Source organism: Pseudomonas fragariae (ex Marin et al. 2024) (assembly GCF_059621105.1).
On the sequence record NZ_CM184369.1, the window covers coordinates 5,883,421 to 5,909,235 of the forward strand.

Sequence of the window (25,815 nt, forward strand, 5' to 3'; positions counted from 1 at the left end):
AAAGATTAAGGGGTATCAGGCCAGCAGCGCATCGAGCTTGCCGGCACGCTCCAGAGCGAACAGGTCATCGCAGCCGCCCACGTGGGTCGAACCGATCCAGATTTGCGGTACGGAAGTACGACCGGCCTTCTGGGTCATTTCGGCACGCAGCTGCGGCTTGCCGTCGACCCGGATTTCCTCGAAGGCCACGCTCTTGCTCTGCAGAAGCTGTTTGGCACGTATGCAATACGGGCAGTAGTCGCTGGAATAGACGATGACTTGAGCCATGTTCACTTCACCAGAGGAAGGTTATCGCCGCGCCAGCTGGAAATGCCGCCGGACAGCTTGGCCGCCTTGAAGCCGGACTTGAGCAGCTCGCGGGCGGTGGTGCCAGCATGCTGCCCCATTGCATCGACTATGATCAACGTCTTGTCCTTGTATTTCTCCAGTTCGGCGGTACGGGTCAGTACCTTGTCCTGCGGGAAATTCAGGGAGCCGACGATGTGCCCTGCGGCGTAATCCTTTTTCGAGCGCACGTCGATGACCACGCCCTGATCGCTGTTGACCAGCGCGGTCAGCTCGCGAGTGCTCAGGCTGGCGCCGCCCTTGCTCATTTCGTAAGCAATCAGCAGTCCCAGCAGAATGACGAAGGCACCGGTGATCAAATAGTGGTTAGTGGCGAATTCAAGCAGGTGAGCAACCATCAGTAGGTTCCAGGGCGTTAAAATGTCGGCCAGTATACACAGCAGCCAAGGTCGGCCAAAGTCCGTACGACAGTGACGCCGTTTGAACTTGTCCTTAAAATGCCGTTCCCTTGTACTTTGTTCATCTCTTTATCCAATCAGCATCGAGTGGGTTCTATGACTGCCACGCCAAAACCTCTGGTTCTTATCATCCTGGATGGCTTCGGACACAGCGAAAGCCACAAGGGCAATGCCATTCTGGCCGCGAAGATGCCGGTCATGGATCGTCTCTACCAAACCATGCCCAATGGCCTGATTTCCGGGTCGGGCATGGACGTCGGTCTGCCGGACGGGCAGATGGGCAATTCCGAGGTCGGGCACATGAACCTGGGTGCCGGCCGCGTGGTGTATCAGGACTTCACTCGGGTGACCAAAGCGATTCGCGATGGCGAGTTCTTCGAAAACCCGACCATCTGCGCCGCTGTGGATAAAGCTGTCAGCGCCGGCAAGGCCGTGCACATCATGGGCCTGCTGTCCGATGGCGGCGTACACAGCCACCAGGACCATCTGGTTGCGATGGCAGAACTGGCGGTCAAACGCGGTGCAGAAAAAATCTACCTGCACGCCTTCCTTGATGGCCGCGACACACCACCGCGCAGCGCGAAGAAATCCCTCGAGCTGATGGACGCAACCTTCGCCCGCCTGGGCAAGGGCCGCACCGCCACGATCGTCGGCCGCTACTTCGCCATGGACCGTGACAACCGCTGGGACCGGGTTTCCTCTGCCTATAACCTGATCGTCGACAGTGCTGCCGATTTCCACGCCGACAGCGCCGTTGCCGGGCTCGAAGCCGCCTACGCACGCGACGAGAACGACGAGTTCGTCAAGGCCACCCGCATCGGCGAAGCCGCCCGCGTTGAAGATGGCGACGCGGTGGTGTTCATGAACTTCCGCGCCGACCGCGCCCGTGAACTGACTCGTGTGTTCGTCGAAGACGATTTCAAGGACTTCGAGCGCGCCCGTCAGCCGAAGGTCAACTACGTGATGCTGACCCAGTACGCGGCGAGCATTCCTGCACCGTCCGCTTTTGCTGCGGGCAGCCTGAAAAACGTGCTGGGCGAGTACCTGGCGGACAACGGCAAGACCCAGCTGCGCATCGCTGAAACCGAAAAATACGCCCACGTCACCTTCTTCTTCTCCGGCGGCCGAGAAGAACCGTTCCCGGGTGAAGAGCGCATTTTGATCCCGTCGCCGAAAGTCGCCACTTACGACCTGCAGCCGGAGATGAGCGCACCGGAAGTGACCGACAAGATTGTCGATGCCATCGAACATCAGCGTTATGACGTGATCGTCGTCAACTACGCCAACGGCGACATGGTTGGCCACAGCGGGATCATGGAAGCCGCGATCAAGGCTGTGGAATGCCTGGACGTGTGTGTCGGGCGCATCGCCGAGGCGCTGGAGAAAGTCGGTGGTGAGGCGCTGATTACCGCGGACCACGGCAACGTCGAGCAGATGACCGACGACTCCACCGGACAGGCGCACACTGCGCATACCTCCGAGCCGGTGCCGTTCGTTTATGTCGGCAAACGTCAGCTGAAAGTTCGCCAAGGCGGCGTTCTGGCCGATGTCGCGCCGACCATGCTGCACCTGCTGGGCATGGAGAAACCGCAAGAGATGACTGGTCACTCGATCCTCGTGGCCGAGTAATCCGGAAAAACCGGCCTTTAGCCATCAGGCAAGGCCGGTTTTTTATGTTTCAGGCCTCAAAGCAGTGGCTGCGAGGCGTTTTTTTTGCAGCGCATGGCGGGCATACTAGGCCTGACATTTTTTCTCACAATTCCTCGGTATCGCCCACCCACATGCTTCGCGCCTTGATTGCCCTTGCTCTGATCTGCCTGCTCAATCCGGCGTTTGCCGAAGACGAGCGTGTGCAAACCCAAAAACAGATAGATGCTGCGCGTCAGGATGTGGCGGAGCTGCAAAAAGTCCTGGGCAAGCTTCAGGAAGAACGTGCAGGCGTCCAGAAGGACCTGCGCACCACTGAAACCGAAATGGGCAAGTTGGAAAAGCAGGTCGAGGTCCTGCAAAAGGAACTAAAAAAGACGGAAACCGAGCTGCAAAAGCTCGACAGTGAAAAAAAGAAACTCAACAGCGCCCGCGTTGAACAGCAACGCCTGATCGCCATCCAGGCCCGCGCCGCCTACCAGAGTGGCCGTCAGGAATACCTCAAGCTGCTGCTCAACCAGCAACATCCCGAGAAGTTCGCGCGAACCCTCACCTATTACGATTACCTGAGCCAGGCGCGCCTGGAGCAGCTACGCAATTTCAACGAAACCCTGCGCCAGCTGGCCAATGTCGAAAAAGACATCGACCTGCAACAGGCCCAGCTGCTGGTGCAGAAAAGCAACCTGGACAGCCAGAGCGAAGAACTGGCCAAGGTTCGTCAGGAACGTCAGCAGGCACTGGCCAAGCTGAATCAGGACTACAAGGCCCGCGATCAGAAAATGCAGGCGCGGCAGCAGGATCAGGCCGACCTGGCCAAAGTCCTCAAGACCATCGAAGAAACCCTGGCCCGCCAGGCACGTGAAGCCGAAGAAGCTCGCCAGAAGGCGCTGGTCGCAGCCCGCGAGGCGGAAGAGAAGCGTCAGCGCGAAGCTGAGGCCGTCGCCCGCAACAACAGCAACAACAGCAGTAGAAAAAGCGATGATGAACCGGCACCGCGTCGCCCGGTCAAAGCCCCCGGCGCAGTCGTTTCCAGTGCCGGTGTTTCCTACGGCGGACCGTTTGCAGAGGCCAAGGGAAAACTTCCATGGCCCATCGATGGTCGACTGCTTGCGCGTTTCGGTGAAGCCCGCGGTGATGACGAACGGACCAAATGGGACGGCGTCATGATCAGCGCCGCAGCCGGAAGCCAGGTACGTGCCGTGCATGGCGGACGAGTGGTGTTCGCCGACTGGTTGCGCGGTGCCGGGCTTCTGGTCATTCTCGACCATGGCAACGGTTATCTGACCCTTTACGGGCACAACCAGAGCCTGCTCAAGTCGGCAGGTGACATTGTAAAAGCCGGTGAAGCGATTTCCACGGTCGGCAATAGTGGCGGTCAGGACACGGCAGCGTTGTACTTTGCTATTCGTCAGCAGGGTCGCCCCAGCGATCCGGCCCAATGGTGCCGCACTCAAGGATAAGTCGGCGTCAATATCTGTAGGAGTTCGTTAGACATGCTGCATTTGTCCCGCCTCACCTCGCTGGCCCTGGCAATTGCCATCGTTATCGGCGCGCCTCTGGCGCAAGCTGCCGAAAAGACCGCGCCAGCCACGCCTGCAGCAGTCTCGCCCGCCAAAACCAACGCCGCCGCAAAGCCGCCGCTGCCGCTCGACGAGTTGCGCACCTTTGCCGAGGTCATGGACCGGGTCAAGGCGGCCTACGTGGAGCCGGTCGACGACAAGACCCTGCTGGAGAACGCCATCAAAGGCATGCTCAGCAACCTTGATCCGCACTCTGCCTACCTCGGCCCGGAAGATTTCCAGGAGCTGCAGGAAAGCACCAGCGGCGAGTTCGGTGGGCTGGGCATCGAAGTCGGCGTCGAGGACGGTTTCGTCAAGGTGGTTTCGCCCATCGACGACACACCGGCTTCCAAGGCTGGCATCGAGGCAGGCGACCTGATCGTGAAGATCAACGGTACGCCGACCCAGGGCCAGAACATGCAGGAAGCGGTCGACAAGATGCGCGGCAAGATCGGCGAAAAGATCACCCTGACGCTGGTCCGCGATGGCGGCACGCCGTTTGACGTGACCCTGGCGCGGGCAACCATTCAGGTCAAGAGCGTCAAGGCGCAGATGCTGGAAAATGGCTACGGCTATATCCGCATCACCCAGTTCCAGGTCAAGACCGGTGACGAAGTCGGCAAGGCGCTGGCCAAATTCCGCAAGGACAACGGCAAGAAGATGAGCGGCCTGATTCTCGACCTGCGCAACAACCCGGGCGGCGTGCTGCAATCGGCCGTGCAGGTGGCGGATCACTTCCTCACCAAGGGTCTGATCGTCTACACCAAAGGCCGCATCGCCAACTCCGAACTGCGCTTCTCGGCAGACCCGGCAGACGCCAGCGAAGGCGTGCCACTGGTGGTGCTGATCAACGGCGGCAGCGCCTCGGCATCGGAAATCGTTGCCGGTGCCCTGCAAGACCAGAAACGCGGCATCCTGATGGGCACTGACACCTTCGGCAAAGGCTCGGTGCAGACCGTCCTGCCGCTGAACAACGATCGCGCCCTGAAGATCACCACCGCGTTGTACTACACGCCGAACGGCCGCTCGATCCAGGCCCAGGGCATCAACCCGGACATCGTGGTACGTCGGGCCAAGGTCACCAACGAAGCGGACGGCGAGAACTACAAGGAAGCCGACCTGCTGGGTCACCTGGGCAATGGCAACGGCGGCGCAGACAAACCGACCGTCAAGAGTGGCGCAGCCGCAAAGGCGCGTCCGCAGGATGACGACTTCCAGCTCAGCCAGGCGCTCAGCCTGCTCAAGGGGCTGAGTATCACCCGCGGCAACTGACGGATGCGCTTTCTAACTTTGTTATTGCTGACCCTCTCGATCACTGGCGCTGCCCATGCAGCGCCAGCCGAGAACAGCGGCAAACCGTCCAAGGCCTACCTGAGCCTGATCATCGATGACCTGGGCCAGAATCCGCAGCGCGACAGCCGCACACTGGCGCTTCCCGGCCCGGTCACCCTGGCAATCATGCCCGACACCCCGCATGCCACCGAGTTTGCCCGCCAGGCTCATCGCGCAGGCAAAACGGTCATGCTGCACATGCCCATGGACCCCGCGACCGGTCCTTACGCCTGGCACCCCGAGCTGCCACTGCCTGAGCTGGAAAGCCGTCTCAATGCTGCCCTGCTGAAAGTGCCGTACGCAGCCGGCATCAACAACCACATGGGCAGCCGGATGACCGCCGAGCCGGTCGCCATGACCTGGCTGATGGCCGAGCTACAGCGTCGTCACCTGTTTTTTGTCGACAGCCGCACCAGCGCGAAAACCGTGGCGGCCGCCGAAGCGCAGCGCATCGGTCTGGCCAGCGTCTCGCGTGACGTATTCCTGGACGACGAACGCACTGCAGAAGCCATCACCCGCCAATTGCAGACCGCGATAAAAATCGCCCGCAAATATGGCTCGGCCGTGGTTATCGGCCACCCCTACCCTGTCACGCTGGACGTACTGGAACGCGAACTGCCCAACCTCAAAGCGCAAGGCGTCGAATGGATCGACCTGCGCAGCATGATCGGCGAACGCGGCAATCAGGCGAGTGCGGCGCATGGCAAGAACGGGATTTATCGCTGACGCAGCAAACCACTGCACCGCCCTGTCAGTTCTGTCAGTACCTTCCAAGCAAGGACAGGCCCACACTGCGCTTACTCGGTTTGGGCAGTATGGACATCCGATAGCAGATCTCGTCTGACGCTATCCACCACTCCCGCTGTTGTACGAGAAGATCACAGGCACGAGCATAGTGGCCCTCACCGCCCACCCCGTACCTGCCCACTATTTCTCTCTCGGGCATGAAGCGCCCGGGCAACAACGGGTAACCATTCCATGAGCGATTTCACTTCAACCGTCACGGGTGCGGGGGCGATGCAGGGCTTCATCTGCGGCACCTCCATAGAGGATTCCGAACCGCAGGCAACTCAAGCCGTTTCAATTGTCGCAGTCGACATAACGGCAGTTTCAGATGATCGCGTCGAGGTCATCGTCATGGTCTACGGCGCAAACGGGGCGACGGTAGAGGCGCTTAGAGCCGATGGCACCTGGGCCTCCATCGGCTCGGTTGCCATGAGCATACTCAATCCGGATGTGCCTGCAAGTTATCTCGTAGACCCTGACCACATTCGCCTGCGTGTCGCCGGCTTTCCAGACTCTGACACCACGTTTCGAGTCCGTCCGATACTGACCCGCCTGTCATCGCACAAGAACAACGACGGCAGCCTGTCAGTCAGCGGCTCTACCACTATGCAGTCGGGGCTGGTGGAAGCGTTTTCCGATTCGGAATGGAAAGGCATCGGTATCGTCAGCGGCGGGGTCTTTTCCAACCCGGCCGTACCGTCTGCTTATCTGCACACCGCCGATACCCTGCGTGTTCGAATATGCAGCCATGATAAAAATATTTGCTCTTATGCACTGGATTCAACGCTCGAGTTCCCTCACCCGCGCTCCGTGCTTATTCAACCAATGCAGGACGCTGCTGCCGAGCAGGCGGCAATGTCCTGGAGAATACGCAAGGCGGACTATCAGCCAACCGGCTACTTTGCGCTCGCAGGACAAGAGTTCGAGGTACGGGTATGGGGCAACGTCGATAATCTGACCTTGCTGGTCGGTACACAAGGCCTGGCTGACCGCGACGATCCGTCAGAGCAGTCCGAGAACATGCGAGCGCGGCCTCTGACCCGAGGAATAAACATTATTCGAGACCCCTTGGGAGGTGCCATTCACATCCGTAACCTGATCGGCTCCAGGCCGGGCGTAGCAAGGGTTATCTTCGGAAGTGGCGCCATTCCGATGCCCTACTATGTCAATGGGATTACAGCGACCCAGTGGCGAAAAATGCTTCTACTCACCAAGGCGCCTGAGGTCGAGCTGGTGGGTACGCACATAGTAGTGGCAGCATTTCGAAGCACGGCGCTCAAGTTTTCTGATGTCGAACCCAGTGCCATAGTGCATTCTCACGAAGAAGTCATGCGGCTGGAGGCAGAAGTCAGCGGGTTTGACGGTTCTGCACCCATTCACACAAGGTCTCGCTTGTTGATCTATGCGGTGGAAGGCTCCGCCAGCAAAATTCCCCATGCGACCACAGGTTGCATTGCCTTGCCCTACAGAGAAGCGATCGGTGAGTTCAATGAGGCTCTACTCGGAGGGCTGGCCGCTGAGCGATGGGTCACGCTGCACGAGTACGGACACCATTATCAAACCTCTTACAACTCATACGGCCTGTTTGGCGAAATCACCGTCAATCTTTATGCCCTTGCTGTAGGACGACACTACATCAACGAATACACCTATGTACTTCCAGAGCGGTGGAATGGCACCGTGAATTGGCTGGCGTTACCACGCACTGAAAAAATCTACGGGGCGCCTGAATCCGACCCTTTGGCAATGTTTGAACAGCTTCGCAAGGGATTAGGCGAGGACTTCCTGCCAGACTGGCATCGTTACATCAGAGAACATCCAGGCGAGGCCCCGGGTCTTAAATACTTCGTACTGACTGCGTCTATCGCCGCCAAACGTAACCTGACCGAGTTTTTTGCCGATTGGGGCTTACTCAAACTCACGGATACCGACGTATGGATTGCCGTAAACGCCCTTGGATTTCCTTACCCGTCACAGCGGCTGGCTGCCATCAGGCCTTACTTGAATCAGGTTTGACTGTCATGGATCAGCTCGGCTTGGTAGAGGTAGGTACATGAATACGCCCGGATTGCGTCGGCAGGTTCAAGAGCAGACGTAAGCCAAATCTGCTTTGCGTGTCCACCACCGTCTCAGCCTTGATAAACGTGTCAATTCCGGCTTAAAGGAAGGTGTTCCCATGATGGGGGCCCAGACACATTTATCAGGGATTGATGATGAAACCGACCATGATGACGGGGGCGTGCTGCATTGCCGCACTGCTGCCTTTTTCCATCCACGCCACACCTGCAGACCTGGGCGAAGGGCTGATGGCTCTCGCACCTTCGATAGCCCTGCTCAACGCCGACGGCTCACGCGACCACTGGAACGGCATCGGCCGTATCAACAGCAGGTCAGGGTCAAACTGCACGGCGACGCTGATCGATAGCCGAAGCGTCGACAGCCCGTCTGACGCGCCCGCCTACGTACTCACCAGCGGCCACTGTATCAATCGCCAGAATGGCGTGATCATCACCGATGGCGAAATCGAAGGCAGCGTGCAGTTCAATTTTTTCACCGACAGCACCGCCCGCAGCTATCCATTGAAGCGGGTCAGCTGGAGCAGCATGCAGGGTGTGGACCTGGCGATTGTCGAGCTGCAGCCCACGTTTGAAACACTCGTCAACGACGGCATTCAACCCATCAGGCTCGCCGCGGAAATGCCCGAACAGGGTCGCGCTATCTTGTGGGTGGGCGCACCGCTCGACAAGGAGACCGGGCATCTGCGCATGGCGGCCTGTGTTCACCAGACGTCGGCGGTGATCATGGAGCCGCCTTGGGTCTGGCGTCACACCGTCCGTAATCAGTGCCGGGATGTCGGTACGGGCGCGTCCGGCAGCCCGCTGCTGACCCGCGACAGCGGCGAGCTCTATGCGGTGATGAACCTCACCAATCAGGCCTCGTCGGATAACCCGAGCGAAGACCTCAGTGACGAAATACCCGGTTTTCCGCCGATGGTCGCCGACAGTAACTATGGCAACCCGGTCACGCTGCTGAAGAAGTGCTTTGTCAGCGGCACGCTGAGTACGGACCCGGCGACCTGCGATCTGTTTCCAGCCTTCTCGGTCGATTTTGAAACGCTGGGCCGGCAGCCCGCGCAGCATGCCAGAGTACAACTGGATGCCGAGGGCAGGAATGTCTATCCATCCTGGGACTTGCGCTTCATGGTCAACACGCCGTTGTATCGCTACAAGAAGGTCGATTCGGCCATGCAGTGCGAAGACCCGGTGGGTTACAGCCATACCATCAGCTCGCAGGACGCGACCATCGATGACCCTGTGGACAAACAGATCGGCATCAACTGGCTGTGCATGGTAGGTGTGTCTTCGGCCGAACAACGCTCCAGCATCGGTCTGATGCGCAACGCACTGACGCTTGGCATAGAGCTGCAACCGGCAGGCCCCACGCCGGCACCGCAAATGGAGATCGGCACAAATCGATCTGGCGCGACATCGGTCGTCTGGTCGCACGAGCACCGGCTGATCGACTACTACACGGTCAAAATGGGCAAGCCGGAAACCACCGACTGCTCTGCCCCTGAAGGCTTCAAGCCACAATTTCGCGATCTGACATTACGCGCGAAGTCGTTGCCGTTGAAGATCTGCACCTACGCCCACGATATCAACGGTCAGCCATCCGCCTTGCGCGAAGACATCATCCCGTCGCCCGCAGCAGGCTGAGCGATTACTGATAGCGCGCCTTGACGGCATCGACCCAGCCTTCGGCGCGCATCTGATCGAGGGCCTTTTGCAGGCGCCTGACAACCTCGTCAGGGGTGCTCTTGTTGACCGCCAGGTAGAGTTCGGCGCTGTTGAAACGCAGCGCCGTCTTGAAGCCCGTGACGCCTTCCAGCTTCGCCAGATAGCGGCCCACTGGATCACCCACCGCCCACAGATCGATCTGGCCGTTGGCGAGCTTTTTCACGTTGTCGCGGTCACGCAACATCAGAATCGGATTCAAGCCCATGGTTTTAAGACGCTCGCCAATCGCATCGCCCTTGTAGGCACCGATACGGTAATCCCTGGCCTGCTCCAGCGACGTCAAGGTGATCGGGCTGTCGCCGCGCGCCAACATGATCCAGTCGTAGGAACCTACCGGGCCGACCCATTTGAAGAGGTTTTCCCGTTCGGGCAGGCGGGTCGTGGAAAACACGCCGTAACCGGGCTTTTCCAGGGCCAGTTTGTAGACCCGGTCCCACGGAAAGCGCAGCGTCATGCTGTAGCCGATATTGGCGCGCTTGAACATCTCGCGCACCACTTCGGCGGCGATACCGTCAATGTTGTTTTCCTGGGCGAAATTCTTGCCGTCGACCGCCATGTTGAACGGCGGGAAGTTCTCGGTCAGCAACACCATGGAATAAGGCGTCGACTCGCTGGCCCGGACACCTTCACTCGACAAGACACCGATCCCGATCAGTGCAAGCAGTAGGCGTTTGAACATGTTCCGGCACTCGATCGTGAACGACGCATGCAGAGTGCCGTGAACCCGGCGCACTGTCTAGCCCGGTACTTCGCGATGTCGCTTATGGACAACTTCGGTATGAGCGCTATCCGCACCGTCGTGAAGCCCCTCAGGCTCAATAACTATTTACCTCACGCGGCACAGCAGAATTTCATTGAATGACAGGCACCTGACACCACTTATCAAGGAATGATGATGGATATTCAAAGACGGGTTTTTCTGGCTGTACTTGCGGTCTCGATGACGAACGTCGCGTCTGCACAACACATCGACTACGGCCAGGGAATGGCATCCTTCACACCCTCTTTGCTGCTGGAGAACGAGGATGGCAGGTTTGATCACTGGAATGGCATAGGCCGTATGGAAAGTCGGGGAAACCGCATGTGCACTGCAGTGCTCATCGATTCTCGTGGCAACCCTCAGGTCGACAGCCCTGATGTACCCGCCTACGTATTGAGCAGTGGCCATTGCACTTACACCCAGCCAGGCCAGTTGGGTGTTGATCTGGAAATAGAGGGGCATGTCGAATTCAATTATTTCAAGGGCATGTCCAGAAATCGCAAGAGCTATGCGCTGAAGAGAATCAAATGGAGCAGCCTGCGCGGTACAGACCTCGCTCTGCTGGAACTGGACACAACGTTGTCCCGCTTGTTCAAGGACGGCATTAAACCGCTGGCACTGGCGCAACAGGCGCCTACCGTCGGCATGGACGTGCTGTCTGTCAGCGCCCCTCTGACAGCCACCGGCTATACGCTGCGTTTGTCCGCCTGCAAACTGGAATCGGTGGTAAACATCGTCGAACACCCTTACGCCTGGAATGCCAACCTGAGCAATCGATGCGAAGACGTGTTACCGGGAAGCTCGGGCAGCCCCCTCGTAGACCGCTATACAAACAGAATCATCGGCATCATGGGAAGCTGCGGAGCAAAGCCGTTGCTTCACCGACTCGCCGTGCGAGGTCAATGACGGACAGGCTTCGTGGCGTGTCGATACCAACTATGCAAGCCCGATAGACTCGCTGTCTGCCTGCTTTGCCGACGGGGTTTTCGACATTAACCGCCCCGCGTGCACGCTACAATCCGCGGCGCAACTGACGCTGGCAAATCCGGACTATCGCAAGCACTACATCCGGCTCGAACGCGATAAGAACGGGGACGTGATTGCCCCGCGCTGGAACATGGCGTTCACCGTCAATACCTCGATGTTCAAGTTCAAGGCCACGCGTAATCCCGCTGAGTGTCGCGAACCGGACGGTTATAAAAGCTCCAGAGATGCCCGTACCGCGCATATCAATGCTGTTATCGGCACAGAGCCCGGCATTTATTCGCTGTGCATTGCGGGCCACAATGGTAATCAGGGGGCAGCACCGGGTGTCAGGGAAAATGCGTTCATCCATACCGTCGAACTGGTCGAGGCAGATCAAACGCCTGCTCCCCATGTAAACATCGAACGGCTGGATAACGGCAAGCACCAGATAAACTTCATTTCTGGCTTGCCGACACACGCCAATCACGCCTACAAATTCGGCGCCCCCGAACTCACGGATTGCGCCGATTTATCAGGCTACAAATCGGTTTATTACAACTTCAGCATCAGCCCGAAACTGCTTCCGATCAAGCTCTGCACGATGGCCAGGGACGAAGCGGGTCATCCGTCCGCACCGCGCACGGACCTGCTACAGGAACAGGCGTCAGAAAAACAGGCTTCGGAAGGCTGAAATAAACGAGCGCACCGACGATGAAAAAGGTGCGCTCGTCTGACCGCTATGGCGACTCAGCGCACGACAATCCCGCGGCTGGCCATGTAGGCCTTGGCCTCGGGAACCGTGTATTCGCCAAAATGGAAAATACTCGCCGCCAGCACAGCGCTGGCGTGACCCTCGATGACACCGGCAGCCAGATGCTCGAGGTTGCCGACGCCACCCGAAGCAATCACCGGAATACCCAGTGCATCACTGATGGCGCGCGTGACGCCCAGATCGAAGCCGTTCTTCATGCCGTCCTGGTCCATGCTGGTCAGCAGGATCTCGCCAGCGCCCAGGTCTTCCATCTTTTTCGCCCAGAGCACCGCGTCCAGCCCGGTGGGTTTGCGCCCGCCGTGGGTGAAGATTTCCCAGCGCGGGGTTTCGCCCGGACCGGAGACCTTCTTGGCGTCGATAGCGACCACGATGCACTGCGACCCGAAACGCGCGGCGGCTTCACCGACGAACTCGGGGTTGAACACCGCGGCCGTGTTGATCGAGACCTTGTCGGCACCGGCATTGAGCAGGTTGCGGATGTCCTGCACGGTACGCACGCCGCCGCCGACGGTCAGCGGGATGAACACCTGACTGGCCATGCGCTCGACGGTATGCAGCGTGGTGTCACGGCCATCAACGCTGGCGGTGATGTCGAGGAAGGTGATTTCGTCGGCACCCTGCTCATCGTAACGACGAGCGATTTCCACCGGATCGCCTGCGTCGCGGATGTTCTCGAACTTGACGCCCTTGACCACTCGACCGTTGTCGACGTCCAGGCAAGGGATGATGCGTTTGGCTAGGGCCACAGGGTCAATCTCCAGCTGTTCAGCGTTGTTCGCGGTCGCAGAGCGCCTGAGCTTCGGCCACATCCAGCGTGCCTTCGTAAATCGCACGGCCGGTGATTGCGCCGATGATGCCCGGAGCCTTCGCATTCAGCAGCGCCTGAATGTCGCCCAGGTTATGGATGCCACCCGAAGCGATCACCGGGATCCGCGTGGCAGCCGCCAATGCCGCGGTGAACGGAATGTTGCAGCCCTGCATCATGCCGTCTTTGGCGATGTCGGTGTAGACAATGGCCGACACGCCATCGGCTTCGAAACGCTTGGCCAGGTCGATGACCTGCACCGAACTGACTTCAGCCCAGCCGTCGGTGGCGACGAAACCGTCCTTGGCATCCAGACCGACAATCACCTTGCCGGGGAACGCACGGCAGGCTTCGGCCACGAACTCGGGCTCTTTGACGGCCTTGGTGCCGATGATGACGTAGCTCACACCCGCCTTGACGTAATGCTCGATGGTTTCCAGCGAACGGATGCCGCCGCCGATCTGGATCGGCAGGTTCGGGTAGCGTCGGGCGATGGCCGTGACCACATCACCGTTGACCGGCTGACCTTCGAACGCACCGTTCAGATCGACCAGATGCAGACGGCGGCAACCACCTTCGACCCATTTGGCGGCCATGGCCACCGGGTCATCGGAGAACACCGTGGAATCTTCCATCCGGCCCTGACGCAGACGCACGCAGGCGCCGTCCTTGAGATCGATAGCGGGGATAATCAGCATGCTTATTCCTTGGTCTGAAAGAGCGGCAAGCTGCAAGCGGTTAGCTGCAAGTATGCGTACTCACTGATTCTTGCGGCTTGAAGCTCAACGCTTGAAGCTGCTTTATCTAATTCTTTTCGAGTGCCCACAAGTCACTTTCGATGCTCTCGAAGCGCTCCTTGAGCTGCTGCTGAACATCGAAAATGGCGCGATTGTAGTAATGCGGAGCAATCTCGCGAGTGAACAGCTCGAGGACTTCAGCCACTTCGAACGAGCCCATTTCCAGCTCGAAGCGCTCTGCGAACAGGCGCTTGAGCTTGTCGATCGCCTGTTGCTCGTGCTCGGGCGAGAGGGTCAGGATCGGCGGCTTGCCCTTGGCTTTGCTCATGCGCTTACCAGCGACCATCCCAGGCGGCGAAGTTCTGCAGCAACTGCAGGCCGTGGGTATGGCTCTTTTCAGGGTGGAATTGCACGGCGAAGCGCGAACCGTCGGCCAGCGCAGCGGCGAAGTCGAGGCCGTAGTGGCCACGCCCGACCACCTGACGCTGATTGGCGGCATCGATATAGAAACTGTGCACGAAGTAGAAACGCGCCTGATCCGGAATGTCATGCCACAGCGGGTGATCCACCGCCTGAGCGACCTGGTTCCAGCCCATGTGCGGCACTTTCAGGTGCTCGCCCTGTTCATGCAGGTCCTTGCCGAAGAACTTTACCTGGCCGGGAAACATGCCGATGCAGTCCACGCCGCCGTTCTCTTCGCTGCTGTCGAGCAACGCCTGCATGCCGACGCAGATACCCAGAAACGGACGGTCCTGGCTCACTTCCTGAACCAGCGAATCAAAGCCCAGACGGCGAATCTCGGCCATGCAGTCGCGAATCGCGCCCACACCCGGAAAAACGATGCGATCGGCTTCGCGAATCACCTTGGCGTCACTGGTAATCAGCACACGGCCTGCGCCCACATGCTCCAGCGCCTTGGCGACAGAGTGCAGGTTGCCCATGCCGTAATCGATGACCGCAACTGTCTGCATCAGAGCACACCCTTGGTGGATGGCATCTGCCCGGCCATACGCTCATCCAGCTCGACCGCCATGCGCAGCGCACGACCGAACGCCTTGAACACGGTCTCGATCTGGTGGTGAGTGTTGGTGCCACGCAGGTTGTCGATGTGCAGCGTCACGTTCGCGTGGTTGACGAAGCCCTGAAAGAACTCCTGAAACAGGTCCACATCGAAGCCGCCTACAGTGGCGCGGGTATACGGCACATGCATCTGCAGGCCCGGACGCCCGGAGAAATCGATGACCACGCGCGACAGCGCTTCGTCGAGCGGCACGTAGGCGTGGCCGTAGCGACGAATGCCCTTCTTGTCGCCGATCGCCTGGCTGAACGCCTGGCCCACGGTGATACCGACGTCTTCCACCGTGTGGTGATCGTCGATTGCCAGGTCGCCCTTGCATTCGATGTCCAGATCGATCAGCCCGTGCCGGGCGATCTGGTCGAGCATGTGCTCAAGAAAAGGCACGCCGATATCGAATCGGGCCTTTCCGGTACCATCCAGGTTGATCGAGGCTTTGATCTGGGTTTCCAGAGTATTGCGCTCGACGTACGCCTTACGTTCGGCCATCACCAGCTCCGCAAAATCATTGGGCGAAAAAAAGGCGAGCATTATAGGCCCAGAAGCGCCCGCCATGAAGCAAACAGACGACCAGCAGGGCATTTAACGGGCGAAGAGGCTCGCGATTGCGTTACATACCTTGTCGATATTCCCTTCATTCAAACCTGCCATGCACACCCGGCCACTGCGCAGCATGTAAATGCCGTGAACATCTTTCAGTTCGTCGACCTGCTGCGGGGTCAGACCGGTGTAGCTGAACATCCCGTTCTGCCTGAGGATAAAGCTGAAATCGTGGCCGGAGACCTTCTGCGCCAACACCTCGACCAGCCGCGTGCGCATGTCGATGATGCGCAGGCGCATGGCCTCGACTTCACCCAGCCACTGCTCGCGCAAGTGCGGCGTGTTGAGCACTTTCGAGACCAGAAACGCGCCATGTGCAGGCGGGCTGGAGTAGTTGCGGCGCACGGTTGCCTTGAGCTGGCCGAACACATTGGCCGCCGACGTCGTGTCCTCACAGACCACCGACAGCCCGCCTACCCGCTCGCCGTACAGCGAGAAGATTTTCGAGAACGAGTTACTGACCAGCGTAGTGATACCTGCGTTGGCCATCGCCCGGATGGCATAGACGTCTTCGTCGATGCCTTTGCCGAAGCCCTGATAGGCGATATCCAGGAAGGCGATGAGCTGACGATCCTTGATCACTTCGATCAGGCGGTCCCATTGCGCCACTGTCAGATCGGCACCGGTCGGGTTATGGCAGCACGGGTGCAGCAGCAGGATGCTCTGCGCCGGCAGCCCCTGCACCGTGTCGAGCATGGCCTCGAACCTCACGCCACCCGTCTGGGCATCGAAGTACGGGTACGCATTGACCTTGAAGCCCGCCCCGCCGAACAGCGCGTTATGGTTTTCCCAGGTCGGGTCACTCACCCAGACCTGCGAATCCGGAAACGCGTATTTGAGGAAATCGGCACCTATCTTCAGCGCGCCCGAGCCGCCCACGGTTTGAATGGTGGCGACGCGGCCTGCCTGAACCAGCGGGTGATCGGCGCCGAACAACAGGGTTTGCACCGCCTGCCGATACGCCGCCAGGCCTTCCATCGGCAGGTACACGGACGCTGCCTGTTCGCCTTCGGCCAGTTGCTGTTGCGCTGTTGCCACGCATGCCAACTGCGGAATGCGGCCCTGTGCGTCGTAATACAGGCCGATGCTCAGATTGACCTTGTCCGCACGCGAGTCCTTGCCAAAGGTCTCCATCAGCGAAAGGATCGGATCACCGGCGTATGACTCCACGTGGGCTAGCATGCAAACAACTCCTTCGGGCAATAAAATCAGGGCTGACTAATGTAGCAGCGTATGCACCGGAACGGGCAGTGCATCGAGTACATAGGGTCAACTGAATATGACTATCGCGACGAATAAAATCCGGACGCAATGATCAAAAGCGCAGTGCACCCAAAACCCGGACAAAAAAAAGCGCCTGCACCGAGGTGCAAGCGCTTTTCAGTTACCGGCAGGCTTTTAGTGGAACAGCACTGCGGTCTTTTGCAGGGTAATCCAGACGCCCCACGCCAGCGGGATGCCTACGGCCAGCCAGGCGGCGATGACCAATGGCTTGCTGCCTGCGGATGCTTTCCACTCCAGCGAAGTCGTGGCGTTGGCACCCTTATCGTGACCGATGGCTTGTTCAGCCGCCAGTTCGGCGTCGGTCATGAAGTACTTGTCGGCAACCGGACGAATCAGCAGGTTGCAGATAAAGCCCAGTACCAGCAGGCCCGACAAGATGTACAGGGTGATGTCGTAGGCGTCGGCACGTGCAACACCGTGGGCGAGTTGGTACTCACGCAGGTAGTTGACCAGTACCGGACCCAGCACACCGGCCGCAGCCCAGGCAGTCAGCAGACGACCGTGAATCGCGCCGACCATCTGCGTACCGAACAGGTCTGCCAGATAAGCCGGAACCGTCGCAAAACCGCCACCGTACATCGACAGCACGATACAGAACGCAGCCACGAACAGCGCGATGCTACCCATATGGCTCAGGGTCGGAACCGACGCATAAAGCAGGAAGCCCAGTGCGAAGAACACGAAGTAGGTTGCCTTGCGACCGATGAAGTCCGAGCACGAAGCCCAGAAGAAACGACCGCCGATGTTGAACAGACTCAACAGACCGGTGAAGCCGGCTGCAATCGCAGCAATGGCTTTCAGTTGATCGGCATTGAGCTGGCTGAAGGTCAGGTCGACGCCCAGCAGTTTGCCGGCGAACACTTCCTGCAGCAGTGGCGAAGCCATGCCCAGGATGCCGATACCGGCCGATACGTTCAGGCACAGCACCAGCCAGACCAGACGGAACTGCGGTGTTTTCCAGGCCACGCTGACGTGCACGTGACGGTTGGTGATCATCGAGTTCTTGGCCTTGGCAGCCGGAGCGGTCCAGCCTTCAGGTTTCCAGCCGGTTGGCGGAACGCGGTAGCCCAGCGCACCGCCGATCATGAAGATGAAGTAGATCACCGCCATCACCACGAAGCTCTGCCATACGCCAACGCTTTCAGCCGAAGCGAAGTGCCCCATCAGAGCCGTAGCCAGCGGTGCACCCACCATCGCGCCGCCGCCAAAGCCCATGATCGCCATGCCGGTCGCCATGCCGCGCTTGTCCGGGAACCACTTGATCAGGGTCGATACCGGGGAGATATAGCCCAACCCCAGACCGATACCGCCGATCACGCCCGAGCCCAGCCACATCAGCCAGATCTGGTGCGTATAAATGCCCAGTGCGGAAATCAGCAAGCCACCACACCAGCAGAGTGCCGAAACAACACCCGCCTTGCGTGGACCTGCGTGCTCCAGCCAGCCACCCCAAATGGCAGCCGAGCAACCCAGGAAGATGAAAAACAGTGTGTAGATCCAGCCCAGCATGGAGATCTGCCAGTCACAGGTCGACGCGAACATCTGCGCGAAAAAACCCATGTCCGGTGTGCAAGCGACAGGTGCCGTAACACCGATAGCCTTCGACAGCGGCAACCAGAATACCGAGAAGCCGTAAGCCATACCGATACAAAGATGGATGGCCAGTGCTGCAGGTGGAACAAGCCAACGGTTGAAACCTGGCTTGGCGATAATGCGCTCTTTGGACAAGAACGCAGGCTGAACGGCTTCGCCGCCCAAGGCTGTGCTTGTGCTCATTATAATTACCCCGATGTGTGAAGCTCGCAGATGGTCCGCTGGTCCGCCACAGACTCAGTGCCGAGCGGCCATGTCTGTTTTATCGGCAGGTTCTCCGGATACGTGACAAAAAGACGCACCCTGGCCAGCAAAAACGGAGACTATCACTGTCTGATGGCAAATAAGCATCTCACTACATGCTTTTTATTATCTATTTTCATACGCTAATCCACGTGCTCTATGGCCCCATAGATGCAATCAATTAAGCACTGACGAAAACCTGCCTTGGGCTTAGTTGGGCCAGCACCTGTGTGGCCGTTCGGCCGGCTTGAAAAGACTTGGAAGATATATCGCGACAAGACGACTCGCATTTTGTCATCTGCTCCCAGACGTAATGGCGCACGGTGCCAGCATCCCGAACCGGAGGCCAGACAGCAATAACGGTATCCGCAGCCCGGTCGGCTCGTCAGAGCGGTATACTCGTGGGCTATTTTTGAACATCGACACAAGGACTCGCCCATGAAAGCGTTCGGCAAAATCCTGGGGCTGTTTATTCTCGGGTTGTTGCTGATCATCGTGGCTCTCGGCTTCGCCCTGACCCACCTGTTTGATCCCAACGACTACAAAGACGAGATTCGCCAGCTGGCACGCGACAAGGCCAACGTCGAGCTGACGCTCAACGGCGATATCGGCTGGAGCCTGTTCCCCTGGCTCGGCCTGGAATTGCACGACGCCCATGTCGCCACCCTGACCGCTCCCGATCAGCCGTTCGCCGATGTGCAGATGCTCGGCCTGTCCGTTCGTGTTCTGCCACTGCTGCGTCGCCAGGTACAGATGAGCGACATTCGCGTCGAAGGCCTGAACCTGACCCTGCACCGCGATGAAAACGGTCATGGCAACTGGGAAGACATCGGCAAGCCAGCCGTGGCAAGCACTGAAACACCTGGCGAGACAACACCGGCCCCGGCTCCGGACGCGCCCAAAGCGGATCGCCCTGCCCAGCCGATCCGCCTGGATATCGACAGCCTGACCGTCAACAACGCCCGCGTGGATTACAGCGATGCCCGAAAAGGCCGGACCTTCATGGCCGAGAGCATTCAGCTGAGCACCGGGCCGATTCGTGAGGCGTCCGATATCCCGATCAAACTGACGGCGTTCCTGAGCACCAACCAGCCCGTCGTGCGCGCCAAGACCGAGCTGGTTGGCGCATTGCGCATGGACCGTGTGCTCAAGCGTTATCAATTCGAAGACATGCGCCTGTCCGGTGAAGTCGCCGGCGAGCCGCTGCAAGGCAAGACCGTGACCTTCTCGGCGCAGGGCCAGTTGCTCGTCGACCTGGCTGCCAATATCGCCGAATGGAACAGCCTCAAAGTCTCGGCCAACCAGTTGCGTGCACTCGGCGAACTGCGTGCCCGCGATCTGGACAAAACGCCGCAGATCAGCGGCGGCCTGTCCATTGCCCAGCTCGATCTGCGCGCGTTCTTCGAAAACATCGGCCAGCCGCTGCCAGCCATGTCCGAGGGCGCGCTGAGCAAGGTTGAAATGGTCACGCGTCTGGCAGGTACGCCTACCAGCCTTGCGCTGGAAAACCTCAACCTGAAAGTCGACGACAGCAGCTTCACGGGGCGCATCGCGGTGGACGACTTCGCCAAACAGGCGCTGCGTGTCCAGCTCAAGGGCGATACCTTCGACGCTGACCGCTACCGTCCGGCTGAAAGCGAAGAAAGCAAAGGCGCCAAGGCCGCGCGCAAATCCGAGGTGCAGTCCGGTGAAGCCGCCGCCGCTGCGGGCGACTCGCCGCTGCCCGAACAACCGACCAAGGCCGCCTGGAGCACGGCAAAACTGCTGCCGCTGGAGCGCTTGCGTACGCTGGATGTCGAGGCTGACCTGAGCTTTGGCAAACTGACCCTGAACAAACTGCCCATCGACAACGCAGCGTTCAAGACACAGGCCAACGGTGGCGTTATCAAAGTCGATACGCTGAGTGGCGACCTGTACAACGGCAATTTCGAGGTCAAGGGCAATCTGGACGCGCGTCCGGACACGCCTGTGGCCACTGTGCAGACGCGCATTGCCAAAGTGCCGGTCGAACGCGTTCTGGAAAGCCAGGGCCAGACGCCGCCGGTGCGCGGCCTGCTGACCCTCGACAGCAACCTGACCGGCACAGGCAACAGCGAAAAGGCCCTGATCGACAGCCTGAACGGCACCGCCAGCTTTGCGCTCAATAACGGCGTACTGGTCAATGCCAACCTGGAGCAGCAGCTGTGCAAGGGTATTTCGATCCTCAACCGCAAGACGCTCAGCGGCGAACCGCGCGCCAAGGACACTCCTTTCCAGCAGCTCAACGGCAATCTGGTGATACGCAATGGCGTCGCCAGCAACCCGGACCTCAAGGTCCGCACGCCAGGCATGGCCGTCAACGGTAACGGCGACGTCGACCTGCGCGTGCTGGGCATGAACTACCGCGTCGGCATCATCGTCGAAGGCGACAAGAGCGACATGCCGGACCCGGCCTGCGAGGTCAACCCGCGCTTTGTCGGCATCGAGTGGCCGGTGCAGTGCCGTGGCCCGCTGGAACTGGGTGCCAAGGCCTGCCGTCTGGACAAGGAAGGCGTCGGTCAGATCGCTGCGAAACTGGCGGGCGACCGGATCAGCGAGAAGCTTGAGGACAAGCTGAACGACAAACTCGGCGACAAGGTCAGCCCCGAGCTCAAGGACGCCCTCAAGGGCCTGTTCAAACGCTAGGGCAACATGCACTGCTCAGGAGCGCCCTCGCGGCGCTCCTTTTATATCCCGACTCACATCTCGACGAGAGCCCTCCAGGCCATGCAACCCGAACAATTCTCCAGCGCCGTGCTGGACTGGTACGACCGTCATGGCCGTCATGACCTGCCCTGGCAACAGGACATCACGCCGTACCGGGTCTGGGTATCGGAAATCATGCTGCAGCAGACTCAGGTCAGCACCGTTCTGAGCTACTTCGACCGCTTCATGGAGGCCCTGCCGACCGTGCAGGCGCTGGCCGAAGCGCCCGAGGACGAAGTACTGCACCTGTGGACCGGGCTGGGTTACTACACCCGCGCCCGCAACCTGCAGAAAACGGCAAAAATCGTCGTCGCCGAGCATGGCGGCGAATTTCCCCGTGATGTCGAAAAACTCATTCTGCTGCCCGGCATCGGCCTGTCCACCGCAGGCGCAATCGCCAGCCTGAGCATGGGCATTCGTGCGCCGATCCTCGATGGCAACGTCAAACGCGTGCTGGCGCGCTTCACCGCGCAAGAGGGCTACCCTGGCGAACCCAAGGTGGCCAAGCAGCTGTGGGCCACCGCTGAACGCTTCACGCCGCACAGCCGGGTCAACAACTACACCCAGGCGATGATGGACCTGGGGGCGACACTCTGCACCCGCAGCAAACCCAGCTGCCTGCTCTGTCCGCTGGAGCGCAGTTGTGAGGCGCACATGCTGGGCCTGGAAACGCGCTACCCGATCCCCAAGCCACGCAAGACCGTGCCGCAGAAACGCACGCTCATGCCGATGCTCGCCAACGAAGACGGCGCGATCCTGCTTTATCGCCGCCCTTCCAGTGGCTTGTGGGGCGGCCTGTGGAGCCTGCCGGAACTGGACGACTTCGATGACCTTCAGCACCTGGCCACGCAACACGCGCTGCAACTGGGCGAGCACCATGAACTGCCGGGACTTATCCACACCTTCAGCCACTTCCAGTTGAGCATCGAACCCTGGCTGGTCAAGGTCCGCGAGTCCGCCGATCACGTGGCCGAGGCCGACTGGCTCTGGTATAACCTCGCCACCCCGCCACGCCTGGGCCTTGCCGCCCCGGTGAAAAAGCTGCTCAAACGCGCAGCCGACGTATTGAACGCAGGAGAGTCGTCATGACCCGCACCGTAATGTGCCGCAAATACAAAGAAGAACTGCCCGGCCTGGAACGCGCCCCATATCCGGGAGCCAAGGGCGAAGACATCTTCAACCACGTCTCGCAGAAAGCCTGGGCCGACTGGCAGAAACACCAGACCCTGCTGATCAACGAGCGTCGCCTGAACATGATGAACGCCGAGGACCGTAAATTCCTCCAGACCGAGATGGACAAGTTTCTCTCCGGCGAAGAATACGCCCAGGCCGAAGGCTACGTTCCCCCCGAAAAATAAAGCGTTTCACGCAGTGAAGGTCGTAAGCGTCGGTAATAATTCAAATTTTTTAAAAAACACGCTTGACGACCTCCTGAAAAACACGTCTAATGCGCCCCGTTGCCCAGATAGCTCAGTCGGTAGAGCAGGGGATTGAAAATCCCCGTGTCGGCGGTTCGATTCCGTCTCTGGGCACCACCTTCCGTTTTCAGGTGATGCCAAGCACACATGAAAGCACACAAAAAGCCCGCCTCGTGCGGGCTTTTTGCTGTCTGGGGTTTGCGGATGCTCCCCCGGCAGGCCACAAAGATCGAGGGCGGACCCAGCTCGTTCTGGAAATCTAGTCAAAACAAGCCAGCAAAGCGCTCACCTCACCAAGGTCAGATACCACAAAAACGAAGTGAAGCTTATACCTTGGACGGGAGGATGCCAGCTCATGACACAAGACGCATCTACCGTTTCGTGGCAACCCGGTTTGACTTCATCACTGCTAATCGCGCGCCTGAAATCGTTGGCACCATATTTTCGCTTGCTCGAATTTCTTAGCACATGACAGAGTAACCTGCTGCCACCGAAATGGAGGCTGTGTCGTAGGGCGCGGCGGGATTTTCAACCTGCGCCACTATAAAACAGTCATGACTTAAGAAAAGGACGTCGCATGAAAAGGCCATTTGTCGCACCGCGGCTTGTCGGCGCACGGTTTGATGACCATACGATTCCATTGGAGCTGCTCAAGGATTTGGCAGCCCTCGAAGAATTCGTGGTGGCCGTAGCCAAGTGGAAGTTCGTACAGCAACACGGCAGAGTCCGAGCGCCTAAAGGGTTTACGGATCACTTATCCATAAACCTGTCTTCTGTCGGAGAGGGAAGCGCTGTCCCCAACATCGTGATCGAATACAATGACCCCACAGCAGGGCTATTTGCTGCTGCTAATGAAGAATATTTCTTTCAAGCGGTGCAATCGATCGGCAATGCAATCGACGCTGCCGAACAGGGTTTTTCGATTACAGAGCACATACCCGCTACTCTGCTTGGCTATTTCGACAGATTCGGCAGAGGTTTGCGTGATGGGGAGGTATTGGAATTTAGACCAGGTACTGATCGGCCTGCCAGGCTTTCAAAGGTAACCCGGCGTAGGCTTCTGCTAGCATCACAGAATCAGGTTCTTACGGATGAAGTCACTGTCCGAGGGCTAGTACCTGAGATTGATCAAGCGAAAATGAGCTTTGAGCTGCTGCTACCCGATAGCAAAAAAATCACTGCAAAAATGGATGCAATACATCTCGACACCATCCTTGAGGCTACGCGAGGATTTCGTGAAGGCCTTAAAGTCTCAGTGTCGGGTGTTGGCAGATTCGACCGAATGGAAAAGCTCCACTCTCTGGACCTTATTGAGGACGCAGTCATTATTGAATCTAATGACCCGCTAGCACGACTGGACGAGCTCAGACTCTTGCGAGTCGGATGGCTTGACGGTCGCGGCGTGGTTCCCAGCCCTCAAGAGTTTGATTGGATAGAGTCATTCTTTAGGGACTACTACCCAGCTACGCTGCCAACGCCATTTATCTACCCTACTGCCGAAGGTGGCTTCCAGCTGGAGTGGAGGACAGGCAACCAAGACGTCAGCCTTGAAATTTTTCCAAAAGAAAAAACAGCTGAGCTACATGGGCTTAACATCCAGGATGGAGCAGACACCTTTATGGAGCTGAATCTCGAAGCCAAAGCTGACGTCGATTCGCTAATAGATTTCATTTCCAAGGCGGCAAAGGGTGAAGTGTGATGGATGATCAAACTCAGTTGCTGCGCCAGGTTCACCCTAGCTTTGTCCAAGACGGGAAAATCACCTCTCAAGTATTTCGCCCAACCCCCAAGGACGACAAAAAGCTTTCTTCGTATGACGGTGATTTGATTACGCCAGACGCTTCGTACGCTCACTTCACCGCAAGGGAGGATTGCCGTTCTGCAGGCGTTGTTTCTATCACCGCGGGAGAGTGCCTAGCACTTGGACTCCCAACCTTGGCTGACCCAGAAGAGTTTCCCGAGCACGTCCTGATCGATTTCAGTGATTACGAAAAGAAAGAGATCGAGAAAAAAGCAAAGATCCTTAGGGCTAATGCCGAGTCTCGCGACTGGCTCTATAAGCCATAGCGTAGAGCCCGGCCTGGACTTGAGCCTCTGATTCAGCTAAGCCGTAGAGATACATCCCTAATCAGGGTTGGTGATAGCAAATGAGCTAGATACTCAGCCATTTGCCTTCAACATTCTCTGCTTGAACTCATCGGCGCTGAATGGACGAGGTTCCCCGCTTGGCTCGCCTTCGATCAGCGCAAGCCGGATGGCTTCGATGTCTGCGCTCCGGGCCTGTTCGCGACGAATCAAGTCGCGAATATGTTCGCTGTCGCTGGTGTAAGCGTCTACGTCGGTCTGCGCGTTTATCAAGGCGCCCTTTTGATCGGTCATCCGTACGGTCTCCATAATTGAACTCCAGAATCGTTATCGACTGCGAGAGGCCTTCGCCTGGAAGAGGCATGCTCACACATGCGTTAAGCAGCGCGGAAGCCCAGAGCTTCGAGCCCCTCAAGACCAGCCATCCAGAGCCCTGCCACCTCCATCCCATTGAACTAATTTTCCCTGCCCACCCTCGAAGCCATACATTTGCTTCCACAAGGAAAATTCCGTGCTCAAGTTAACTGCCTCCGCCCTCATCCTCGCCGCCACTCTGGGTCTGGCTGCCTGCGACAGCAAATCCGAACAGAAGGCACAGGACGCTCAGGCGCATCAGGAGAAATCCCAGGAGAAGATGGAGTCTGCTCAGGACAAAGTGAACGAAGCGGCCAAAGAGAACACCGAAGCGGCCAAGGACAAAGCCGAGTCCAAGGAAGCGGCTGCCGAAGAGTCGAAGACCTTCGTGCCGACCTCCGAAGTGACCAACACCATTCAGCCTGAAAAAAAGTAAAACAGTGAAAACTCTTCACAAAGTTTTCACAGCGGCCGCGTCATTGTAGAGCTGCTCCCAAGTGTGAATCCTTAAGCCCGCTCCCCCATCGCGGGCTTT

Annotated in this window: 25 protein-coding genes and 1 tRNA gene; 15 read left to right on the forward strand and 11 right to left on the reverse strand. The window is 58.7% G+C overall.

Features of this window, described 5'->3' with window-relative positions:
- Positions 1–15: 15 nt before the first annotated feature.
- Positions 16–267 carry a glutaredoxin 3 gene (gene grxC / locus AC54XV_RS25535; RefSeq protein ID WP_011269283.1) on the reverse strand — a complete coding sequence of 84 codons (252 nt, stop codon included), beginning with the start codon at positions 265–267 and terminating at the stop codon, positions 16–18.
- 2 nt (positions 268–269) lie between these two features.
- Entirely contained in the window at positions 270–683 is a 414-nt protein-coding gene (locus AC54XV_RS25540) for a rhodanese-like domain-containing protein (RefSeq protein ID WP_024642259.1), read from the reverse strand.
- 156 nt (positions 684–839) lie between these two features.
- Here AC54XV_RS25540 and gpmI point away from each other — a divergent pair, with 156 nt between their 5' ends.
- The 6 genes from gpmI (at position 840) to AC54XV_RS25570 (ending at position 9,783) form a co-directional block, all read left to right on the forward strand.
- Entirely contained in the window at positions 840–2,372 is a 1,533-nt protein-coding gene (gene gpmI / locus AC54XV_RS25545) for a 2,3-bisphosphoglycerate-independent phosphoglycerate mutase (protein ID WP_024642260.1), read from the forward strand.
- Positions 2,373–2,524: 152 nt separating this feature from the next.
- Complete coding sequence (locus AC54XV_RS25550) at positions 2,525–3,850, forward strand: murein hydrolase activator EnvC family protein (protein WP_011269286.1); 1,326 nt, start codon at positions 2,525–2,527, stop codon at positions 3,848–3,850.
- 33 nt (positions 3,851–3,883) lie between these two features.
- Positions 3,884–5,221, forward strand: a complete 1,338-nt coding sequence (locus tag AC54XV_RS25555) for a S41 family peptidase (protein ID WP_010433148.1) — start codon at positions 3,884–3,886, stop codon at positions 5,219–5,221.
- Positions 5,222–5,224: 3 nt separating this feature from the next.
- A complete protein-coding gene (locus AC54XV_RS25560; RefSeq protein ID WP_004407320.1) occupies positions 5,225–6,007 on the forward strand; it encodes a divergent polysaccharide deacetylase family protein in 783 nt (260 codons plus the stop codon).
- Between the two features lie 252 nt (positions 6,008–6,259).
- Positions 6,260–8,083, forward strand: a complete 1,824-nt coding sequence (locus AC54XV_RS25565; protein WP_058399548.1) for a M60 family metallopeptidase — start codon at positions 6,260–6,262, stop codon at positions 8,081–8,083.
- Positions 8,084–8,280: 197 nt separating this feature from the next.
- Positions 8,281–9,783 carry a trypsin-like serine peptidase gene (locus AC54XV_RS25570; protein ID WP_058399547.1) on the forward strand — a complete coding sequence of 501 codons (1,503 nt, stop codon included), beginning with the start codon at positions 8,281–8,283 and terminating at the stop codon, positions 9,781–9,783.
- A gap of 4 nt (positions 9,784–9,787) precedes the next feature.
- On the opposite strand, the gene AC54XV_RS25575 is transcribed toward AC54XV_RS25570, so the two are convergent.
- Positions 9,788–10,543, reverse strand: a complete 756-nt coding sequence (locus AC54XV_RS25575) for a substrate-binding periplasmic protein (RefSeq protein WP_058399546.1) — start codon at positions 10,541–10,543, stop codon at positions 9,788–9,790.
- Between the two features lie 210 nt (positions 10,544–10,753).
- Here AC54XV_RS25575 and AC54XV_RS25580 point away from each other — a divergent pair, with 210 nt between their 5' ends.
- Both AC54XV_RS25580 and AC54XV_RS25585 read left to right on the forward strand, forming a co-directional pair.
- The gene (locus AC54XV_RS25580; RefSeq protein WP_496717414.1) at positions 10,754–11,530 is read left to right on the forward strand and encodes a trypsin-like serine peptidase; all 777 of its coding nucleotides are present in this window, start codon (positions 10,754–10,756) and stop codon (positions 11,528–11,530) included.
- Between the two features lie 190 nt (positions 11,531–11,720).
- A complete protein-coding gene (locus AC54XV_RS25585) occupies positions 11,721–12,281 on the forward strand; it encodes a hypothetical protein (RefSeq protein ID WP_235592085.1) in 561 nt (186 codons plus the stop codon).
- A 56-nt stretch (positions 12,282–12,337) separates the two neighbouring features.
- Here AC54XV_RS25585 and hisF read toward each other — a convergent pair whose 3' ends face one another.
- The 7 genes from hisF to AC54XV_RS25620 form a co-directional block, all read right to left on the reverse strand.
- Positions 12,338–13,108, reverse strand: coding sequence for an imidazole glycerol phosphate synthase subunit HisF (gene hisF / locus AC54XV_RS25590; RefSeq protein ID WP_002551458.1), 771 nt, complete (start codon positions 13,106–13,108; stop codon positions 12,338–12,340).
- A gap of 19 nt (positions 13,109–13,127) precedes the next feature.
- The gene (gene hisA, locus AC54XV_RS25595; RefSeq protein ID WP_003372206.1) at positions 13,128–13,865 is read right to left on the reverse strand and encodes a 1-(5-phosphoribosyl)-5-[(5-phosphoribosylamino)methylideneamino]imidazole-4-carboxamide isomerase; all 738 of its coding nucleotides are present in this window, start codon (positions 13,863–13,865) and stop codon (positions 13,128–13,130) included.
- A gap of 106 nt (positions 13,866–13,971) precedes the next feature.
- Positions 13,972–14,232, reverse strand: a complete 261-nt coding sequence (locus AC54XV_RS25600) for a DUF2164 domain-containing protein (RefSeq protein WP_162496708.1) — start codon at positions 14,230–14,232, stop codon at positions 13,972–13,974.
- Between the two features lie 4 nt (positions 14,233–14,236).
- A complete protein-coding gene (hisH, locus tag AC54XV_RS25605; protein WP_058823357.1) occupies positions 14,237–14,875 on the reverse strand; it encodes an imidazole glycerol phosphate synthase subunit HisH in 639 nt (212 codons plus the stop codon).
- Positions 14,875–15,468, reverse strand: coding sequence for an imidazoleglycerol-phosphate dehydratase HisB (hisB, locus tag AC54XV_RS25610; protein WP_002551454.1), 594 nt, complete (start codon positions 15,466–15,468; stop codon positions 14,875–14,877). The genes hisH and hisB overlap by 1 nt, the downstream gene beginning before the upstream one ends.
- A 93-nt stretch (positions 15,469–15,561) precedes the next feature.
- Positions 15,562–16,761 carry an amino acid aminotransferase gene (locus tag AC54XV_RS25615; RefSeq protein WP_103713708.1) on the reverse strand — a complete coding sequence of 400 codons (1,200 nt, stop codon included), beginning with the start codon at positions 16,759–16,761 and terminating at the stop codon, positions 15,562–15,564.
- 216 nt (positions 16,762–16,977) lie between these two features.
- A complete protein-coding gene (locus tag AC54XV_RS25620) occupies positions 16,978–18,639 on the reverse strand; it encodes an OFA family MFS transporter (RefSeq protein WP_032607658.1) in 1,662 nt (553 codons plus the stop codon).
- 498 nt (positions 18,640–19,137) lie between these two features.
- On the opposite strand from AC54XV_RS25620, the gene AC54XV_RS25625 reads away from it, so the two are divergent.
- From AC54XV_RS25625 to AC54XV_RS25650, 6 genes are all read left to right on the forward strand, one after another.
- Positions 19,138–21,363 (forward strand): AsmA family protein, encoded by a 2,226-nt coding sequence (locus AC54XV_RS25625; RefSeq protein ID WP_129451363.1) that lies wholly within the window; start codon positions 19,138–19,140, stop codon positions 21,361–21,363.
- A gap of 81 nt (positions 21,364–21,444) precedes the next feature.
- Positions 21,445–22,512, forward strand: coding sequence for an A/G-specific adenine glycosylase (gene mutY / locus AC54XV_RS25630; RefSeq protein WP_011269294.1), 1,068 nt, complete (start codon positions 21,445–21,447; stop codon positions 22,510–22,512).
- Positions 22,509–22,781 (forward strand): oxidative damage protection protein, encoded by a 273-nt coding sequence (locus AC54XV_RS25635; RefSeq protein ID WP_002555777.1) that lies wholly within the window; start codon positions 22,509–22,511, stop codon positions 22,779–22,781. The genes mutY and AC54XV_RS25635 overlap by 4 nt, the downstream gene beginning before the upstream one ends.
- 101 nt (positions 22,782–22,882) lie before the next feature.
- Positions 22,883–22,958: transfer RNA gene (locus AC54XV_RS25640), tRNA-Phe, on the forward strand.
- 460 nt (positions 22,959–23,418) lie between these two features.
- Entirely contained in the window at positions 23,419–24,540 is a 1,122-nt protein-coding gene (locus AC54XV_RS25645) for a hypothetical protein (RefSeq protein ID WP_011269295.1), read from the forward strand.
- Positions 24,540–24,908, forward strand: coding sequence for a hypothetical protein (locus AC54XV_RS25650; RefSeq protein ID WP_024642268.1), 369 nt, complete (start codon positions 24,540–24,542; stop codon positions 24,906–24,908). The genes AC54XV_RS25645 and AC54XV_RS25650 overlap by 1 nt, the downstream gene beginning before the upstream one ends.
- 93 nt (positions 24,909–25,001) lie before the next feature.
- Here the strand turns inward: AC54XV_RS25650 and AC54XV_RS25655 are convergent, their stop codons facing one another.
- Positions 25,002–25,220 (reverse strand): ribbon-helix-helix domain-containing protein, encoded by a 219-nt coding sequence (locus AC54XV_RS25655; RefSeq protein WP_235203238.1) that lies wholly within the window; start codon positions 25,218–25,220, stop codon positions 25,002–25,004.
- Positions 25,221–25,437: 217 nt separating this feature from the next.
- Here AC54XV_RS25655 and AC54XV_RS25660 point away from each other — a divergent pair, with 217 nt between their 5' ends.
- A complete protein-coding gene (locus tag AC54XV_RS25660) occupies positions 25,438–25,716 on the forward strand; it encodes a lipoprotein (RefSeq protein WP_003318312.1) in 279 nt (92 codons plus the stop codon).
- Positions 25,717–25,815: the final 99 nt, after the last annotated feature.

Coding starts and splice junctions, on each gene's coding strand:
- AC54XV_RS25575 (WP_058399546.1), bottom strand. CDS start 10,543: ATGTTCAAACGCCTACTGCTTGCACTGATCGGGATCGGTGTCTTGTCG.
- AC54XV_RS25540 (WP_024642259.1), bottom strand. CDS start 683: ATGGTTGCTCACCTGCTTGAATTCGCCACTAACCACTATTTGATCACC.
- AC54XV_RS25645 (WP_011269295.1), top strand. CDS start 23,419: ATGAAAAGGCCATTTGTCGCACCGCGGCTTGTCGGCGCACGGTTTGAT.
- hisA (WP_003372206.1), bottom strand. CDS start 13,865: ATGCTGATTATCCCCGCTATCGATCTCAAGGACGGCGCCTGCGTGCGT.
- AC54XV_RS25550 (WP_011269286.1), top strand. CDS start 2,525: ATGCTTCGCGCCTTGATTGCCCTTGCTCTGATCTGCCTGCTCAATCCG.
- gpmI (WP_024642260.1), top strand. CDS start 840: ATGACTGCCACGCCAAAACCTCTGGTTCTTATCATCCTGGATGGCTTC.
- AC54XV_RS25565 (WP_058399548.1), top strand. CDS start 6,260: ATGAGCGATTTCACTTCAACCGTCACGGGTGCGGGGGCGATGCAGGGC.
- AC54XV_RS25635 (WP_002555777.1), top strand. CDS start 22,509: ATGACCCGCACCGTAATGTGCCGCAAATACAAAGAAGAACTGCCCGGC.
- AC54XV_RS25615 (WP_103713708.1), bottom strand. CDS start 16,761: ATGCTAGCCCACGTGGAGTCATACGCCGGTGATCCGATCCTTTCGCTG.
- AC54XV_RS25560 (WP_004407320.1), top strand. CDS start 5,225: ATGCGCTTTCTAACTTTGTTATTGCTGACCCTCTCGATCACTGGCGCT.
- grxC (WP_011269283.1), bottom strand. CDS start 267: ATGGCTCAAGTCATCGTCTATTCCAGCGACTACTGCCCGTATTGCATA.
- AC54XV_RS25655 (WP_235203238.1), bottom strand. CDS start 25,220: ATGACCGATCAAAAGGGCGCCTTGATAAACGCGCAGACCGACGTAGAC.
- AC54XV_RS25620 (WP_032607658.1), bottom strand. CDS start 18,639: ATGAGCACAAGCACAGCCTTGGGCGGCGAAGCCGTTCAGCCTGCGTTC.
- mutY (WP_011269294.1), top strand. CDS start 21,445: ATGCAACCCGAACAATTCTCCAGCGCCGTGCTGGACTGGTACGACCGT.
- AC54XV_RS25580 (WP_496717414.1), top strand. CDS start 10,754: ATGATGATGGATATTCAAAGACGGGTTTTTCTGGCTGTACTTGCGGTC.
- AC54XV_RS25555 (WP_010433148.1), top strand. CDS start 3,884: ATGCTGCATTTGTCCCGCCTCACCTCGCTGGCCCTGGCAATTGCCATC.
- AC54XV_RS25625 (WP_129451363.1), top strand. CDS start 19,138: ATGAAAGCGTTCGGCAAAATCCTGGGGCTGTTTATTCTCGGGTTGTTG.
- hisB (WP_002551454.1), bottom strand. CDS start 15,468: ATGGCCGAACGTAAGGCGTACGTCGAGCGCAATACTCTGGAAACCCAG.
- AC54XV_RS25600 (WP_162496708.1), bottom strand. CDS start 14,232: ATGAGCAAAGCCAAGGGCAAGCCGCCGATCCTGACCCTCTCGCCCGAG.
- AC54XV_RS25650 (WP_024642268.1), top strand. CDS start 24,540: ATGGATGATCAAACTCAGTTGCTGCGCCAGGTTCACCCTAGCTTTGTC.
- AC54XV_RS25570 (WP_058399547.1), top strand. CDS start 8,281: ATGAAACCGACCATGATGACGGGGGCGTGCTGCATTGCCGCACTGCTG.
- hisH (WP_058823357.1), bottom strand. CDS start 14,875: ATGCAGACAGTTGCGGTCATCGATTACGGCATGGGCAACCTGCACTCT.